The sequence below is a fragment of the Acinetobacter sp. NEB 394 genome, assembly GCF_013374795.1.
In the GTDB taxonomy this organism is placed as follows: domain Bacteria; phylum Pseudomonadota; class Gammaproteobacteria; order Pseudomonadales; family Moraxellaceae; genus Acinetobacter; species Acinetobacter johnsonii.
The window spans coordinates 2,364,519-2,379,261 of sequence record NZ_CP055277.1; the positions used below are offsets into that span (position 1 = coordinate 2,364,519).

Consider the following 14,743-nt stretch of genomic DNA (forward strand, 5'->3'; position numbering starts at 1 on the left):
TTTTTTTATTTCAACTTATTCAATATTTAAGTCTAGTCTTTAAATTGTTACCATAGCAGACACAACAATAACTCATGCTCTGCAATGAAAATGCCATCACAATTTTTTAAAAAATCTATTTTTATTAGTCTATTCCCTATCACTCTTGCTTATAGCACGCACAGTTTTTCTGGTTTCGATGTTTCTTGCTACCCATCGACCAACATTCAAACCAATGCGTATACAGCCTGTGACAATTTGCCTGCGCTCACGCCCGCCAATGACAATCAAACCAATATGCTCCTACTCCTGAGCGACATGGGCTTGGCCAAATTGAATTTTAATCAGCCAAATAGTCCGCTTTGGGAAACTGAATATAGCAACGTACCATTTGCGGCTAAAACATTGTTTGAAAGCGCAACCAATAAACGACCGAATGCCCGATTAAAACCAAGCAATGAAAAAACACCCTACCAAGAACATTGCAGTAGTCTAGACAATGGTGCGGATCAATTTACCCAACAGGTGAAAGCCGACCAAAATCTCAGCAAAGTGGAAAAAGATTTACTGATTCAAGAAAGACAAAATATCTCGGCCTGTGACCGTGATCTTGCCCTCATCCAAGTCAATCCGAACTGGTCTATACAAGCACGTCAGTATGCGTCTTATTTAAATGCAACCATTGCCTTTTATAATAGTAACTTTTCCACAGCTACTAAAATTTACTCAGTATTAACTACGGTTGATCAGTCTTGGATCAAAGAAACATCACAATATATGTTGATCCGTAGCAGCCTCAATGAAAGTTATCAGTCGGGTGTCGGTGAATATGGTGACTTAAAAATCGATAAAGTAGATCAGACTTTACTCAAAAATACCTATGAGCATATCACGACCTACTTCAAACGCTTTCCTGAGGGAAAATATGCGGCAAGTGCACGCGGTTTACTGCGTCGTTGTTATTGGCTGAGTGGGAATACCGAACTCCTGACCAACGAACTCGCATGGCAAATCAATCATCCTGATTCCAAATACTATAATTTAGAGCTCGATAATCTAGCCTTTGAAATGGATCGCCATGTTTTTCAAAGCCGCTCATTCAATCCAAAAAATCTAAAAGATCCGTTCTTTCTGGCTATTTCAGACTTAATGCAAATGCGTCAGGCAACATCGGCAGAAGATAAAGTCTTAAGCTGGTCTGAACTCAACAACCAAAAAACACTATTTAAGAGTCAGCCAGAACTGTTCCAATATCTACAAGCCAATCACTTATTCTTTGTGCAAGACAAACCAGCCGAAGCTTTAAAATATTTGCCAGAACATTCCTCTAATTCAATTGATAGCCACCTTCAACTCAGTCAAATCTTGTTAAAAGGTCGTATTCTAGAGAAACTCGGACAAACTCAAAATGCACAGCAGTATTGGGAAGGTTTACTTAGTCAATCAAAAGGAGTTGAACAACGTGGCTTATTTGAGCTGATGTTATATCCACATTATACCCAACAGCAAAATGCCAGCGCCTTTATCGGTTCAAATGCTAAAATCAAACAAGCTTCATTGCAAAAAAGCTTTATTGAAAATGAAGCCAATGAAAAAAGCTTAATGCAAATTGTACAGAGCAAAGCATCAAATACAGATCAAAAAAATTTAGCTTTATATAAAACTTTGCAAAAATCATTGGTGCATCAAAACTTTAAACTGTTTAATCAAGCCTTTGTACTACTACCACAAGATGCTGCGAAGTATAAATATGACTCAGAAACATATCAAAACTATAAAAATCAACCGCCCCTTAGTGATTTCATTTGGGCAGGAACGCAAATTACGCCACAGATTCAATGCCCTGACTTATTCAGTCTGACTCAGAAACTTGAAAATTCACCTCAAGATTCAAAACTCCGACTTTGTTTGGGTGAATATGCGCGCTCGCCTCAAGGTTATAACATAAGCTATGTCACCACTTTAGAAAAAGAAACTGCTAGCTTCCAAGGTGCAATTTTTACCCGTGGCCAAGTGTATAAAGACATCATCAAATCCAGTTCTGTAGCCGATTTAAAAGCGTATGCACTTTATCGCTCAATCATGTGTTATTCACCAAGCGGGGTGAATGACTGTCAGGATGCAGAAGTTGAAAAATCTACCCGTAAACAATGGTTCGACCACATTAAACGCGACTATCCAACTACCGCTTGGGCACAATCTTTAAAGTATTATTGGTAAAACGTATATGTTGAAGCATATTTTTTCAGTTGTTATAACGTTGATCTGTATGCTGAGCATCATGGCTTGTCAGCCGAGTCAGCCAGCTTCAACATTTGGTTCGGTAAATGCCGAAGACTATGATGCATTTTGGATTTGGGGCAATATTTCAACTGCCCCTTACCTAAAAGTGGCTAAAGAACTTTATATTTTACAAGGTGAAATCCGTTTAGACTCCCAAAAACATCACTCTAAGCTTATACCGCAAGGCGTAAGCGTCTTAAAAATTCCTCAGCAAAAGGTGTGGCTAGTTTTTCGTAATTATCATTTAGACTGGCAGGGCCAAGAACTTACACAAATTTTAAAACGCGTTCAGCAATGGGAAAATGCAGGGAATCATATTCAAGGCATACAAATTGATTTCGATGCCAAAACCAAACACATTCACCAATATGCGCTATTCTTAAGTCAATTAAGAAAACAATTGCCGCAGCACTATCAACTCAGTATCACGGGTTTAATGGACTGGACCAATGTGACAAATCAGGAGACTTTAAACCTCCTGAATAACACCATCGACGAGTTGGTCATTCAAACTTATCAAAGTTCAACCACCATACCCAACTATGCAGCTTATCTAAAAAAAGTTTCAGCACTAAAACTGCCTTATAAAATTGGCATTGTTCAATATGGTGAGTGGCATAGACCGCCCAAGCTTGAAAATGATCCGAACTTTAAAGGCTATGTCGTCTTCCTTTTACGCTCAAAACCTCAAAATAATTAGGGCTTTTTAAGAGAAGTTCTTGAATTTGGCGAGCAAAGTCTCTAAAATTCCCCCTTCGCATCTAATGCGACACAACCTAGGTTGTGACTCCTTGCTTCTAACAACTTTTTTGTTAGGGGCTGTTTAAACCGTAAGGAGCTGACAATGCGTCATTACGAAATCGTACTTTTAGTACACCCTGATCAAAGCGATCAAGTCGTTGGTATGGTAGAACGCTACCTAACTCACATCAAAGAAGCTGAAGGTCAAATTCACCGTCTTGAAGACTGGGGCCGTCGTCAATTGGCTTACCCAATTAACAAGATCCACAAAGCTCACTACATTCTTATGAATGTTGAGTGTGGTCAAACTACTCTTGATGAGTTAGAAGAATTGTTCCGTTACAACGATGCAATTATTCGTAGCCTTATCATCCGTCGTGAGAACGCTATCACTGAAGAGTCACTATTGGCTAAGAGTGCTGAAGAAAAACGTGCGCGTAAAGCTCAACGTGAAGAAGCACAACACGCTCAAGACTCTGCTGAAGCATAAGGAGAACATCAATGGCACGTTTTTACCGTCGTCGCAAGTTCTGCCGCTTTACAGCTGAGAACGTTACGTACATCGACTACAAAGATATCGACACTTTAAAACAGTACATCACTGAAAACGGCAAAATTGTTCCTAGCCGTATTACAGGTACTAAAGCTCGTTACCAACGTCAATTAGCGCTTGCTATTAAACAAGCTCGCTATTTGTCTTTGATCCCTTACACTGACAATCATAAGTGAGGTTGAGCTGTGGATATTATCTTATTACAACGCATTAAAAACCTTGGTAAATTAGGCGATAAAGTTTCAGTTAAAGCTGGTTACGGCCGCAACTACCTTATCCCTCAAGGTCAAGCAGTAGCAGCTACTGAAGCTAACACTGCTGCTTTTGAAGCTCGTCGTGCTGAACTTGAGAAAGCTGAAGCTGATATTTTAGCTGCTGCTCAAGCGCGTGCTAGCCAATTAGACGAAGTTAACATCGTAATCACTGCGAAAGCTGGTGACGAAGGTAAACTATTCGGTTCTATCGGTACTCGTGATATCGCTGACGCGTTAACAAATGCTGGTCTTGAAGTTGACCGTGCAGAAGTTCGTTTACCGAACGGTGCACTTCGTCACACTGGCGAATTCAACATCGCAATCCAATTGCACCATGATGTTGTTGCTGAAGTTCTCGTTACTATCGTATCTGAGTAATTTCTTGCAAAAAAAAGAGCATGCTTTTGCATGCTCTTTTTTTATCTCTATGAAAAAGTAGTTTCTTCGCTCAGCTTAAAACTTTATCAGTCTGCCCCGTAAAATGCCAAATTTGAATATTATGGGTTTTATCCATAAGCCTTGAATTCAGCACACAGCAGCTGCATTTTTTGTTAAAGTGCATAGAGTTAAATGGCTGTAATTTTTTCCAAATTTACAGTGAAATTTATCTTAAGTTATCCCTCTTACTGTATTAAAATCAGGGCGTTATATGTCACAGGCGAATGCCACTGCTCAAAAGAGCTCATCGAAACAAGACAATAAACCGAATGAGTCAGGGCAACTGAAAGAATTCCGTACACCTCCGCATAACTTAGCATTGGAACAAGCTGTACTTGCCGCTTTAATGACGGTTGCTGAATCCTTTGAACAAGTTGGCGATGTACTGACTGAAAATGACTTTTATGCGACGCGCCATAAATATATTTTTCGCGCCATTGCGCAACTCTCCAAAGACAGTTCACCCTATGATGCGGTTTTAGTGCATGACTGGCTCACCACACAAAACCTACTCGATGCGGTTGGTGGTGAAGAGTACCTGATGCAATTGATGGCAGACTCCCCGTCTAGTTTCTATAACATGGAAACTTATGCCACCAAGATCAAAGAATTTTCAACTTTGCGTAGCATGATCAAGGTTAGCTCTGAAATTTTGCAAAATGCCTATGACACCAAAGGTCGTAACGTGAGTGAAATTTTAGATTTGGCCGAAACCAATATTTTCTCTTTGGCAGAACAACACAATAACAATGCCAAAGCTCAAGGGCCTAAAGCCATCAATACAGTTGTAGCTGATGTATTTGATAAGCTGAATGAGCTGTCGCAAATGGAAGGCAGCATTACGGGTTTAACCACAGGCTTCCTTGAGCTCGACAATAAAACCTCGGGCATGCAAGCAGGTGATTTGATTATTGTTGCAGCTCGTCCATCGATGGGTAAAACCACTTTTGCCATGAATTTGGTGGAAAGCGTGCTGTTTAATAATGACCTACCTGCCTTGGTTTACTCCATGGAGATGCCAGCCGACTCCATCGCCATGCGTTTGATCTCCTCTTACGGGAAAGTCCATCAGGGACATTTACGTTCAGGTAAACTCGATGGTGATGAATGGTCAAAAGTTACCGGCACCATTTTGCAACTGCAAGAGAAAAAGCTCTATATCGACGACTCCTCTGCTCTTCCACCTACAGAAGTTCGTGCTCGCGCACGTCGTATTGCCAAACAGCACGATGGTAAACTCGGCTGCATCATGGTCGATTACTTACAGCTGATGAAAGTACCAGGTATGGGTGATAACCGTGTCGGTGAGATTTCAGAAATTTCACGAAGCTTAAAAGCTCTTGCCAAAGAAATGATGTGCCCTGTAATTGCACTATCGCAGCTTAACCGTTCCCTCGAGAATCGTCCCAACAAACGTCCCGTGATGTCAGACTTACGTGAATCCGGTGCGATCGAGCAGGACGCCGACTTAATCATGTTTATTTACCGTGACGAGGTCTATAACAAAGAGTCCAAAGAAGCGGGCACCGCTGAAATTATTATTGGTAAACAGCGTAACGGTCCTATTGGTACCGTTCGACTTGCTTTTGAAGGCCAATATACCCGCTTTAGTAACTTATCCCCTGAGTTTTATGCTCAGTACGATGATGAGGAATAATTAAAACCTCATCGTCGCCCTTCCATGACCCTGTAGGAGTAATTAGGGTGCGTCAAGCAACAGTTTATATTGATAGCCAAGCGCTGCAATATAATTTAAACCGTGTCAAACAACTTGCCCCAAACGCGAAAATCGTCAGCATGGTCAAAGCCAATGCTTATGGACACGGAGTCAAAGACTGTTTAGCAGCCTTAAGTGAAACCGATGCCTTTGGCGTCGCCTGTTTAGAAGAAGCATTAGAGATTCGTGAACTCGGCTTTAAACAGCCGATTACCCTAATTGAAGGTGTTTTCTCAGCAGATGAAATGCAAACCGTCATTGAACAAAATATCGAGTGTGTGGTTCATCAGCAACAGCAAGTCGATTGGTTAATCGCACATAAAACCGCGTATATCGCACAAAAGCTTAAAGTATGGGTCAAACTCAATAGCGGTATGAACCGTTTAGGCTTTAAAGTTGCCGAAATCATTGATGTTATCAACACTTTAAAAGCAGAAGGCTTTACATGTGTCCTAGCAATGCACTTTGCCAATGCCGATGCGGATCACCCACTCAATGAGCAGCAACGTGCGCAATTTCTACACATCAAAGAAGCGTGTTCACCAATTTTAGCCTCATGTTGTAACTCAGCTGCTATTTTTAAATGGCCAGAACTTAATTTTGATTTTGTTCGTCCCGGTATCATGCTTTACGGTGCATCACCTTTTGCCAATAAAAATGCACACGACTTGGACTTAAAGCCAGTTATGACTTTCACTGCGGAAATTATTGCATTAAATACCATTCAAGCAGGTGAAGGTGTCGGCTATGGTTCACATTTTGTCGCCAACCAAGAAACTGAACTGGCCATTGTTTCGATTGGTTATGGAGATGGCTATCCACGTGCATTTCCAAAGCAAAACTATGTTGCTATAGATGGTCAGGCAGTAGCTGTTGTGGGCCGAGTGGCGATGGACATGATTGCTATCGATGTGACGGGTTTAAACGCCAAACTCGGTACAAAGGTTGAGCTCTGGGGTGAAAACCGCTTAGTTGACGATGTTGCGGAAGCCAATGGAACCATTGGTTATGAGCTACTTTGCCGGTTAAGTAATCGCCCTATACGTAAGCAAATCTAACAAAAAAAGCCCAAGTTCTACTTGGGCTTTTTTCAACACAAACTCTCATCAGACTGGGCATCGTAAAGGTCTTGTAACAACTGATCAATTTGTTGTTGACTCATACTCTGCGGTTGAAATGTTGCAAAACCCATCTCACGCATTTTGGTATGTACGCGACTCATACGTTGCACATACTTCATGCCCCAAGCTCTAAAATGTGCCGCGTGAATGGTTTTCGCCTCAAAGACTTTGATATCTTTATGTCTAGGGTCTTTCAATAATTTCGACATTAATAATTCTAAAGCAGCTTCATCCCCTTCTAAGCACTGGAAATAATGCTGATCAGCATAATAAAGAACGCCTGAAATATTATGTACTGTATTAAAATCACATGCTTCGCTTAAAATGTCCCGAACATCTTGAAGAAGCTGTACATGATCCGAAGTTGAAGTACTTGCATAGCAAATTTGCCGCATAGACTTCCCCAATTGATTGATTTCATTATTTTTAGCATCTAACACGTTTATACTAAATAGTCATCCGTCGGCTTTGCCAATTCTTGCAATCCTTTTCTTAAGGTATCAGACCATTGCTTACTGATGCTTGAAAAATACGGATCCTCTTCATCAATCCGCTTACCCACTGGAATATGTAAACTATCTCTCGTGTACACCAAAGCATCTAAGGGCAAACCTACAGAAACATTGGAACGTAAGGTTGAATCAAAAGAAATCAAACTACACTTCACCGCTTCGGCTAAAGGCATGTCATACCGTAATGCACGATCTAGAATCGGCTTGCCATATTTACTTTCACCAATTTGAAAATACGGCGTATCTTTGGTCGCACAAATAAAATTCCCCTGCGGGTAGATATTATAAAGTTGCATTTCTGCCCCTTTAATTTGTCCACCGACCAATAAGCTACAGTAGTAATTACTCTGTTCCTGCGTGTCCGGCGCCATATCCGCCAATACTTTTTTCAAAGTATGTCCAACCAACTCAGCCGCTTCGAACATGGTATTGACACTATATAAATTCGGTTCTTGGCTTAACTCCAGATGATTTTTTAAATGTCCAATCACCGCTTGGGTCGTTGCTAAATTTCCTGAGGTTTGAATCGCAATAAAGCGTTCACCCTCCACACCGAAGGTATACAGTTTCCTAAACACGGATATATGGTCTACACCTGCGTTCGTACGTGTATCACTTATAAAAACCAAACCATCTTGAAGACGAAGTGCACAACAATAGGTCATAGAACATCCTTTTTCAGCTAAACCTTAACAACTTAAAACTTGTACCATGGAATGCATCGATTCCACCCCACCTTTTTCACGTACGCCACGAACGGGAGCCACATCCCAATAATCGCGCCCAATAGCTACATAGATATGTGACTGTGGTTTGAACAATTGATTACTGGTATCAAAACAATACCATGCATCATCAATATACACCTCGGCCCACGCGTGACTGGCGAGGTGTGAAGTTTCAGGCACATGCAAATACCCCGATACATAACGTACTGGTAAGCCAAGATGCTTACACATGGCAATAAAAACATGACTATGGTCCTGACATACGCCTTGCTGCCCATTGAATGCATCGATTGCCGAAGTGAGTACCGAGGTTTCAGCAGGTACATAAGGAATATGCGCTAAAACTGCTTCTGACAGTTTCATCAAATTTTCCCGATCCAGCTCAGGCACATACTGATGTGCAAATGCCTTCATTTCGGCATTGCACTGAGTATTGGGCGTCGGTTGTAAAAATAAATTGGGATTCAGACGATCTTGGATGCCATGTTCTGCCAAGCTATTAATTTCAACAATGCCCTGTGCCATTATGGTCAGCTGTTGATACGCTTCACGTTGCGAACTGGTAATCCAAATATTTTGGAAGGCATCCCGTTTTTCTTCACGCTCTCCTGGCACACTCACATGCCAGTGACATACCTTTTGGTGTGAATTATTCGTGGGTGTCATTTTGATATATTGAATGCTATTCAGGGCCAATTCACTGTATTGATAATGCGTTTGGTGATTGATCATAAGTTTCATACATCAACCTCAAACAATTGTTGAATATAATCACTAAAATGATAAAAATTCATCGCATCAGGTTGAGATTTGAGCTCTAGCCAAGCCTGTGCCAAATTTAGCCAGCCCACTTCTTTTAACAACATGACGATGTTTTCTATTTCAACTAAAGTATTTTGTGCATCTTGTTTTAGACGAATTTGGCGGTCGAGCTGCTCAATCATTTGCCCCAAACTAAAGAATAAAAAGATATCACTGGCTTCAGACTCAAGTACATCCTGACACTCTCCAACCACATCACAAATGTAAGCGGTGTTTTCTGTGGCATTTTTAATAAATTGATTCAGTTCTGCATACGCTTTTGCAGATAAAATTCCACGCAAGTCTTGAACATTACTCTTAGCACTTTGAAATTGCTGGTTAAATGAAGCAGGATTGTTTGGATTTAAAATCAACTCATTCAATGAACACGCATCAAAAGCAGGCAAACAAAATGCATGCGCATAATCCATTGCAGGCTGATCTTGGGTAAAAGGAAACTGAGCACACAAATATTGAGTACGTGTTAAATAACGCCCTAACCAAAAAATATTTTCAGCATTGGTGCTTAATAAAATCATAGTTCTACCCTCATATTTGTTTATTTTATGAATGTAAGTTTTCCACGACCCAAGTGTCTTTAATTCCTCCTCCTTGGGATGAGTTGACCACCAACGAACCTTCTTTCATCGCAACACGTGTTAAACCGCCAGGGACAATTTCGGTACGATACGGTGAACTGAGCACAAACGGTCTAAGGTCAATATGACGCTCAGACACACCCGATTCAGTCATGGTTGGACTGACAGAAAGCTCTAAAGTAGGCTGGGCAATATATAAATGCGGCGTCGCCATGAGCTTATCTCTAAATTGCTCAATTTGACTTTTACAGGCTTGCGGTCCAATCAGCATACCATACCCACCCGAACCTTGCGCCTCTTTGACCACTAACTGCTCAAGGTTCTCCAGTACATAAGCCAAATCTTGCTTGTCACGGCATTGATATGTCGGAACATTTTTTAAGATAGGTTTTTCACCTAAATAGAACTGAATCATTTTATCGACATAAGGATAAATCGACTTATCATCCGCAACCCCTGTGCCTGGTGCATTCGCAATAACCACGTTATGACTCAGATAAGCCGACATCAACCCTGCGACACCTAAAGTGCTATTCGGCATAAAGCACAGCGGGTCAAGGTATGCATCATCCAAACGGCGGTAAATCACATCTACCCGTTGACGGCCACGAATGGTTTTGACATAGACCTTATCATGCTCTACAAACAAATCGCGCGATGTCACCAAAGGCACATCCATTTCACGGGCTAAAAAGGCATGTTCATAATAGGCACTATTAAAACGCCCCGGTGTCAACACCACGATGAAAGGCTGATCGACATAAGCATTTTCAGCCAAGATTTGTTTAAGTAATTGTGGGTATTGTTCTATGCCTAAAATATGGTTCTTCTGCATCAAATCTGGCATGAGTTTTTCACTAATCTTACGACTTTCAAGCATATAAGACACGCCCGACGGCGTTCTTAAATTATCTTCAAGTACATAAAACTCACCCTGCCCATCACGGATAATATCAATTCCACTAATTTGGCTATAAATCTGACCTTTTAAATGGTGCTCATACATATGCGGTTGATAAGCTTCATGCGTCAAAACTTGCAGTTCTGGAATAATTTTCGCTTTAAGAATGTCTTGTTGATGGTAAATATCATGTAAAAATAGATTTAAAGCTCGCACACGTTGTGCAGAGCCAAGGGAGATTTTATTCCATTGTTGTTTAGCGATCACACGTGGAATTAAATCATAAGGGATGGTGCGCTCAATGCCCTCAGATTCACCATATACAGTAAACGTAATACCTTCATATAAAAAATGCTGTTTGGCAATTTGGTTCAGTTCTTCGAGTTCTTCTACACTATGCTGTGACAACCAGTGCTCAATACGTGCACAAGCCTCACCCGACATCGCTTGGTCATCTGTCATTTCATTAAAGAAATTCGAGGTCATTTGATGAAACAATCCAACAGACTGGCTCGATAGACGATCATGAGAGTGAATCGGATTTAATACAGGAGAGTTAAGCTTATATCCGTCCAACATCGTATTTACATTTGTATCTTTATCTTCTTTAAACATACAAACCTCTCAATTGTTATCGATATGTAACCCATACGTAGCAATATCTATGCCATGGATTTCTAAAGATGCTTTGTTAATTAATCGATAAAAAACGCATTGCTTCAATTCTATTTCGCATTAAGTTGTGTCAAAAAATATAACTGAAAAATTTCAAGCAAAGCTTGCTTAAACGAATGAGTTTTCTTATTGTGTTCACATTCAAGTAAGTAATTTCGACTCCTATATTTTATTAAACTATGTCTATACAAGAAAAAGAAACGTCCAATAGTCTCTATCGCCAATGGCAAATTTTGTCTCGCCTTTCCTCTGGAAAATGGATGGGCACTCGAGAGCTGCAAGAGATTTTACAACGTGAAGGCATCGATATTACTTTACGGACCATTCAACGTGATTTAAACCAAATCTCTCAACGCTTTCCGATTGAAAACAATGGGGCTGTGCCTCAAGGCTGGCGTTGGCGTTCTGATGCTCCGATTCAAAGCTTACCGCACATGACCAGCTCTCAAGCGGTGACATTTATGATGGTTGAAGAACACCTTAAACATCTTCTTCCACCCAGCTTAATTGAAGAAATGAATCCATGGTTTGACTTAGCACGTCGTAGCCTCTCTACCCAAAACAATGTGCGCCAATGGATTAACCGCGTACGCATTGTGCCTGCGACACAACCGCTGATTCCCCCGATTGTGGAGAAAACAGCGCAGCAAGCCATCTATGAAGGACTGCTCCAAGACAAACAGCTGGAATGCGTTTATCAAGGCTTAAACCAAGCGGCTGAAGCAAAAACCTATACCCTCAACCCTCTGGCACTGGTTCAAAAAGGTGCAATTATTTATCTGATTTGTACCCGCCACGACAAAACCGATATTCAAACCTTTGCTCTGCACCGTTTCAAATCAGCGACGGTTTTAAACACACGTGCCTTGCACCCAGTCAATTTTGATATCGATGAATACATCGAATCGGGTGCATTAGGTTTCCGTGTAGACTTTTCAAAACCTACAAAAACCGTTGCACTTACCCTGACTATGACTGAAATAGATGCACTGTATTTGGAAGAAACCAAGCTCAGCACCAATCAGGTTTTAGAACCGCTTGGAAATGGGCAAATCTTGGTTCATGCGACCGTACCTTTTACCAATCAACTGGTGTGGTGGTTACGTAGTTTTGGCCATAAAATTACTCACATTGAACCCAAAGAAGTTCGTGATGCAGTTAATCAGACCATCACCGACTAAAATAAAAAAAGCCCCAAGTATTAGGGGCTTTACAGTCTTTTTGGTATTAGATATTTGAATTGCTTGGGTTTGTCGTTTTCATTGCTCATCTTGGTTTAATGCCTTCCCTAAACCAAGATAAGTGCGCTGTTTTTGGTGATTGATACAAACTAGCATTGGCATGCAAGCTCTCCACTGTTAAAACGGATCGATTTCATCGTCATGGTGTTGACCTCATGTTAAGAACGTAAAATCAATTTAAAGGATGGCGATACTTTTGTGAAATAACATGATTGGCTATTTTTATCTGTTTTTATCTTAAACAACTATTTTGCTTTGTTTATCTGCCAAAACAAAAAGCCAGCCTTATGGTTAGCAGGCTTATGATTAGGCCCTTGCATTTCCAATGTGGATTGCAAGAACCTTTCGACAGTAATCGTTACAAATCATCCGCTTTTATTTCTTCCAAAATTGCCACTTGCTACGTTTAGGTCGCTTTTCTTCAATACGCACCAATCCCTTGAGGGCTTCATTATTGATTCTGTCATACATTTTTAAATACTCAGGATTCAACTGCTCTCCGATATATTCAGGCGTATACGATGTACAAGGTTTTCTTAATGAGCGCTCATACCATTTTTGTGCAACGTCTAAATCGGCATTAAAATAGAGCCCTTTTTCATACAAATAGCCAATTTTACATTCCGCATATTGGTCTTTTTGATCAGCCGCTTTTTGAATCCAATACACGGCTTCTTCCAAATCTTTCTCAGTGTACAAGCCATTTAAATACCAATAACCCACTTGATACTGTGAGGAAGCTTCTCCTTTTTGGGCATTCAGTAAAAATAGTTTGAAGAATAGTTGTTTGGCTTCATCCATATGTAAAAATGAATCAATTTTTCTAATCTGCTCCGAAACTTGTTCAATCGAATAATTACGTGCATTTTTGAGAACGTGTTGAGCCTGTTGCAGTGGACTTTCTTCGGTAAAGGATGCGATTAATTGCATTGCTTCTGCCTGCATCTCATCTATCCCACTAATACGCGCAGCCAGTACCACATTTAAATGTTTTCGAGCCAATTCGAAGTCTTGCTCAACACCTCGTCCCTCTAAATACATACGGCCCAAACTTAAATCTGCCGCTATGACCTGACCTGCTACTTGTTGATACAGTCCAATAGCCATATCTAAATCCAGTGGTACACCTAAACCATGCTCATACTTATCCGCTAAATTATTGATCGCAACGGGATTACCCAGATCAGCAGATTTTTGATACCAAAATGCACACTGCTCGTAGTCTTGTTGTGTCCCGATACCATCTTGATACATCCAGCCTAAATGATAATAAGCATTTGCTAAAACACCTTTTTCAGTTTCAGGCGCTTGTAATGCAATTCGATGATACAGATAGAATGCTCGTGCCGAGTGAATCACATGTTCGCTCACCACGCCATAATTTGGATAAACTGAATTGACCAAGAAACACGTTAACCAGCCAAAACGATAATAAGCCGCCAACCCCAATGTGGCTGCCCAACAACCTTGTTCAGAGGACTGCTCCAAGAGCTGCAAACTTTTTTGTAAATCTTGTTCGGAGCCATGACCTCGTGCATAGCATCCCGCCAACTGATATAGTGCTATGCTATCCATTTTGGACGCGGCTTCTCGATACCAGTTAAAACTTCCTTCCAGACTTTTTTGTAAAATTCCACCAATGAATAATTGCTGCGCTAACTGACACATCGCAGGGGTATAACCCGACTGAGCAGATTGACGTAGTAAATCAATATAGAGCTGAAACTCACGCTCTTGGTAGGCTTGATCTGCCAAATAATATTGATAAATACCCCGATATTGCTCGGCTTTACCTCTAATTAATTGAAGGATTAACGCCCCATGTCCAGTTTTATACTCAGAGAAATACTCAATACGCTCAATCAATCCCAAACTTTTAGACACCTGCTCCAAGGGTAAAAACCATCGTGTAATGCTATAGAGTCCCGGAACATCTTTCATTTTCACAATGTCAGAAGATGGTTCAGGGTCATCTGGTCGGACTAAAGCTCTCAGCATCTGCATAGGAGATTCAGCTTGTGGTGGCATTAAATTCACCCCAACCACCTCACCATCATTGGTTTTAGCAACCTCCCAAACTTTCATAATGGCTTGATCAAATTGATAAAACTCACTACTTTGATTGAGCCAGATAACCACATCACCCGCGCAAATCTCTTCTCCACTTTTATAATGTAATGACATAATTCACCTTATTTTT

14 protein-coding genes are annotated in these 14,743 nt (G+C 40.8%); 8 read left to right on the forward strand and 6 right to left on the reverse strand.

The window, feature by feature from the left end; genetic code table 11:
• The first annotated feature begins 90 nt into the window (after nucleotides 1–90).
• From HUK62_RS11325 to alr, 7 genes are all read left to right on the forward strand, one after another.
• Nucleotides 91–2,199 (forward strand): hypothetical protein, encoded by a 2,109-nt coding sequence (locus HUK62_RS11325; RefSeq protein WP_176537898.1) that lies wholly within the window; start codon nucleotides 91–93, stop codon nucleotides 2,197–2,199.
• A 7-nt stretch (nucleotides 2,200–2,206) separates the two neighbouring features.
• Complete coding sequence (locus HUK62_RS11330) at nucleotides 2,207–2,962, forward strand: DUF3142 domain-containing protein (RefSeq protein WP_125280494.1); 756 nt, start codon at nucleotides 2,207–2,209, stop codon at nucleotides 2,960–2,962.
• A gap of 144 nt (nucleotides 2,963–3,106) precedes the next feature.
• Nucleotides 3,107–3,493 carry a 30S ribosomal protein S6 gene (gene rpsF, locus HUK62_RS11335; RefSeq protein WP_004278789.1) on the forward strand — a complete coding sequence of 129 codons (387 nt, stop codon included), beginning with the start codon at nucleotides 3,107–3,109 and terminating at the stop codon, nucleotides 3,491–3,493.
• 11 nt (nucleotides 3,494–3,504) lie between these two features.
• The gene (rpsR, locus tag HUK62_RS11340; RefSeq protein ID WP_004278792.1) at nucleotides 3,505–3,732 is read left to right on the forward strand and encodes a 30S ribosomal protein S18; all 228 of its coding nucleotides are present in this window, start codon (nucleotides 3,505–3,507) and stop codon (nucleotides 3,730–3,732) included.
• 9 nt (nucleotides 3,733–3,741) lie between these two features.
• Nucleotides 3,742–4,188, forward strand: a complete 447-nt coding sequence (gene rplI, locus HUK62_RS11345; RefSeq protein WP_058869869.1) for a 50S ribosomal protein L9 — start codon at nucleotides 3,742–3,744, stop codon at nucleotides 4,186–4,188.
• A gap of 271 nt (nucleotides 4,189–4,459) precedes the next feature.
• Nucleotides 4,460–5,905, forward strand: a complete 1,446-nt coding sequence (gene dnaB / locus HUK62_RS11350) for a replicative DNA helicase (RefSeq protein WP_004696432.1) — start codon at nucleotides 4,460–4,462, stop codon at nucleotides 5,903–5,905.
• A gap of 47 nt (nucleotides 5,906–5,952) precedes the next feature.
• A complete protein-coding gene (alr, locus tag HUK62_RS11355; protein ID WP_176537899.1) occupies nucleotides 5,953–7,023 on the forward strand; it encodes an alanine racemase in 1,071 nt (356 codons plus the stop codon).
• A gap of 32 nt (nucleotides 7,024–7,055) precedes the next feature.
• Here alr and HUK62_RS11360 read toward each other — a convergent pair whose 3' ends face one another.
• The 5 genes from HUK62_RS11360 to HUK62_RS11380 are packed head-to-tail and all read right to left on the reverse strand — an operon-like array spanning nucleotide 7,056 to nucleotide 11,242.
• Nucleotides 7,056–7,481, reverse strand: coding sequence for a BLUF domain-containing protein (locus tag HUK62_RS11360; RefSeq protein WP_176537900.1), 426 nt, complete (start codon nucleotides 7,479–7,481; stop codon nucleotides 7,056–7,058).
• Between the two features lie 47 nt (nucleotides 7,482–7,528).
• Nucleotides 7,529–8,263 (reverse strand): proteasome-type protease, encoded by a 735-nt coding sequence (locus HUK62_RS11365; RefSeq protein WP_176537901.1) that lies wholly within the window; start codon nucleotides 8,261–8,263, stop codon nucleotides 7,529–7,531.
• 24 nt (nucleotides 8,264–8,287) lie between these two features.
• Nucleotides 8,288–9,067, reverse strand: coding sequence for a transglutaminase family protein (locus HUK62_RS11370; protein ID WP_176537902.1), 780 nt, complete (start codon nucleotides 9,065–9,067; stop codon nucleotides 8,288–8,290).
• On the reverse strand, nucleotides 9,064–9,666 hold the full coding sequence (locus tag HUK62_RS11375) for an alpha-E domain-containing protein (protein ID WP_176537903.1): 603 nt from the start codon (nucleotides 9,664–9,666) through the stop codon (nucleotides 9,064–9,066). Before HUK62_RS11375 ends, HUK62_RS11370 begins: the two co-directional genes overlap by 4 nt.
• Before the next feature lie 25 nt (nucleotides 9,667–9,691).
• Complete coding sequence (locus HUK62_RS11380; protein ID WP_176537904.1) at nucleotides 9,692–11,242, reverse strand: circularly permuted type 2 ATP-grasp protein; 1,551 nt, start codon at nucleotides 11,240–11,242, stop codon at nucleotides 9,692–9,694.
• A 239-nt stretch (nucleotides 11,243–11,481) separates the two neighbouring features.
• Here HUK62_RS11380 and HUK62_RS11385 point away from each other — a divergent pair, with 239 nt between their 5' ends.
• Entirely contained in the window at nucleotides 11,482–12,483 is a 1,002-nt protein-coding gene (locus HUK62_RS11385; RefSeq protein ID WP_176537905.1) for a WYL domain-containing protein, read from the forward strand.
• 435 nt (nucleotides 12,484–12,918) lie between these two features.
• Here HUK62_RS11385 and HUK62_RS11390 read toward each other — a convergent pair whose 3' ends face one another.
• The gene (locus HUK62_RS11390; RefSeq protein WP_176537906.1) at nucleotides 12,919–14,727 is read right to left on the reverse strand and encodes a tetratricopeptide repeat protein; all 1,809 of its coding nucleotides are present in this window, start codon (nucleotides 14,725–14,727) and stop codon (nucleotides 12,919–12,921) included.
• Nucleotides 14,728–14,743: the final 16 nt, after the last annotated feature.

Excerpts from the sequence above, each read along its gene's own strand:
- HUK62_RS11325 (WP_176537898.1), top strand. The coding sequence starts at position 91 with ATGCCATCACAATTTTTTAAAAAATCTATTTTTATTAGTCTATTCCCT.
- HUK62_RS11330 (WP_125280494.1), top strand. The coding sequence starts at position 2,207 with ATGTTGAAGCATATTTTTTCAGTTGTTATAACGTTGATCTGTATGCTG.
- rpsF (WP_004278789.1), top strand. The coding sequence starts at position 3,107 with ATGCGTCATTACGAAATCGTACTTTTAGTACACCCTGATCAAAGCGAT.
- rpsR (WP_004278792.1), top strand. The coding sequence starts at position 3,505 with ATGGCACGTTTTTACCGTCGTCGCAAGTTCTGCCGCTTTACAGCTGAG.
- dnaB (WP_004696432.1), top strand. The coding sequence starts at position 4,460 with ATGTCACAGGCGAATGCCACTGCTCAAAAGAGCTCATCGAAACAAGAC.
- HUK62_RS11360 (WP_176537900.1), bottom strand. The coding sequence starts at position 7,481 with ATGCGGCAAATTTGCTATGCAAGTACTTCAACTTCGGATCATGTACAG.
- HUK62_RS11365 (WP_176537901.1), bottom strand. The coding sequence starts at position 8,263 with ATGACCTATTGTTGTGCACTTCGTCTTCAAGATGGTTTGGTTTTTATA.
- HUK62_RS11370 (WP_176537902.1), bottom strand. The coding sequence starts at position 9,067 with ATGAAACTTATGATCAATCACCAAACGCATTATCAATACAGTGAATTG.
- HUK62_RS11375 (WP_176537903.1), bottom strand. The coding sequence starts at position 9,666 with ATGATTTTATTAAGCACCAATGCTGAAAATATTTTTTGGTTAGGGCGT.
- HUK62_RS11380 (WP_176537904.1), bottom strand. The coding sequence starts at position 11,242 with ATGTTTAAAGAAGATAAAGATACAAATGTAAATACGATGTTGGACGGA.
- HUK62_RS11385 (WP_176537905.1), top strand. The coding sequence starts at position 11,482 with ATGTCTATACAAGAAAAAGAAACGTCCAATAGTCTCTATCGCCAATGG.
- HUK62_RS11390 (WP_176537906.1), bottom strand. The coding sequence starts at position 14,727 with ATGTCATTACATTATAAAAGTGGAGAAGAGATTTGCGCGGGTGATGTG.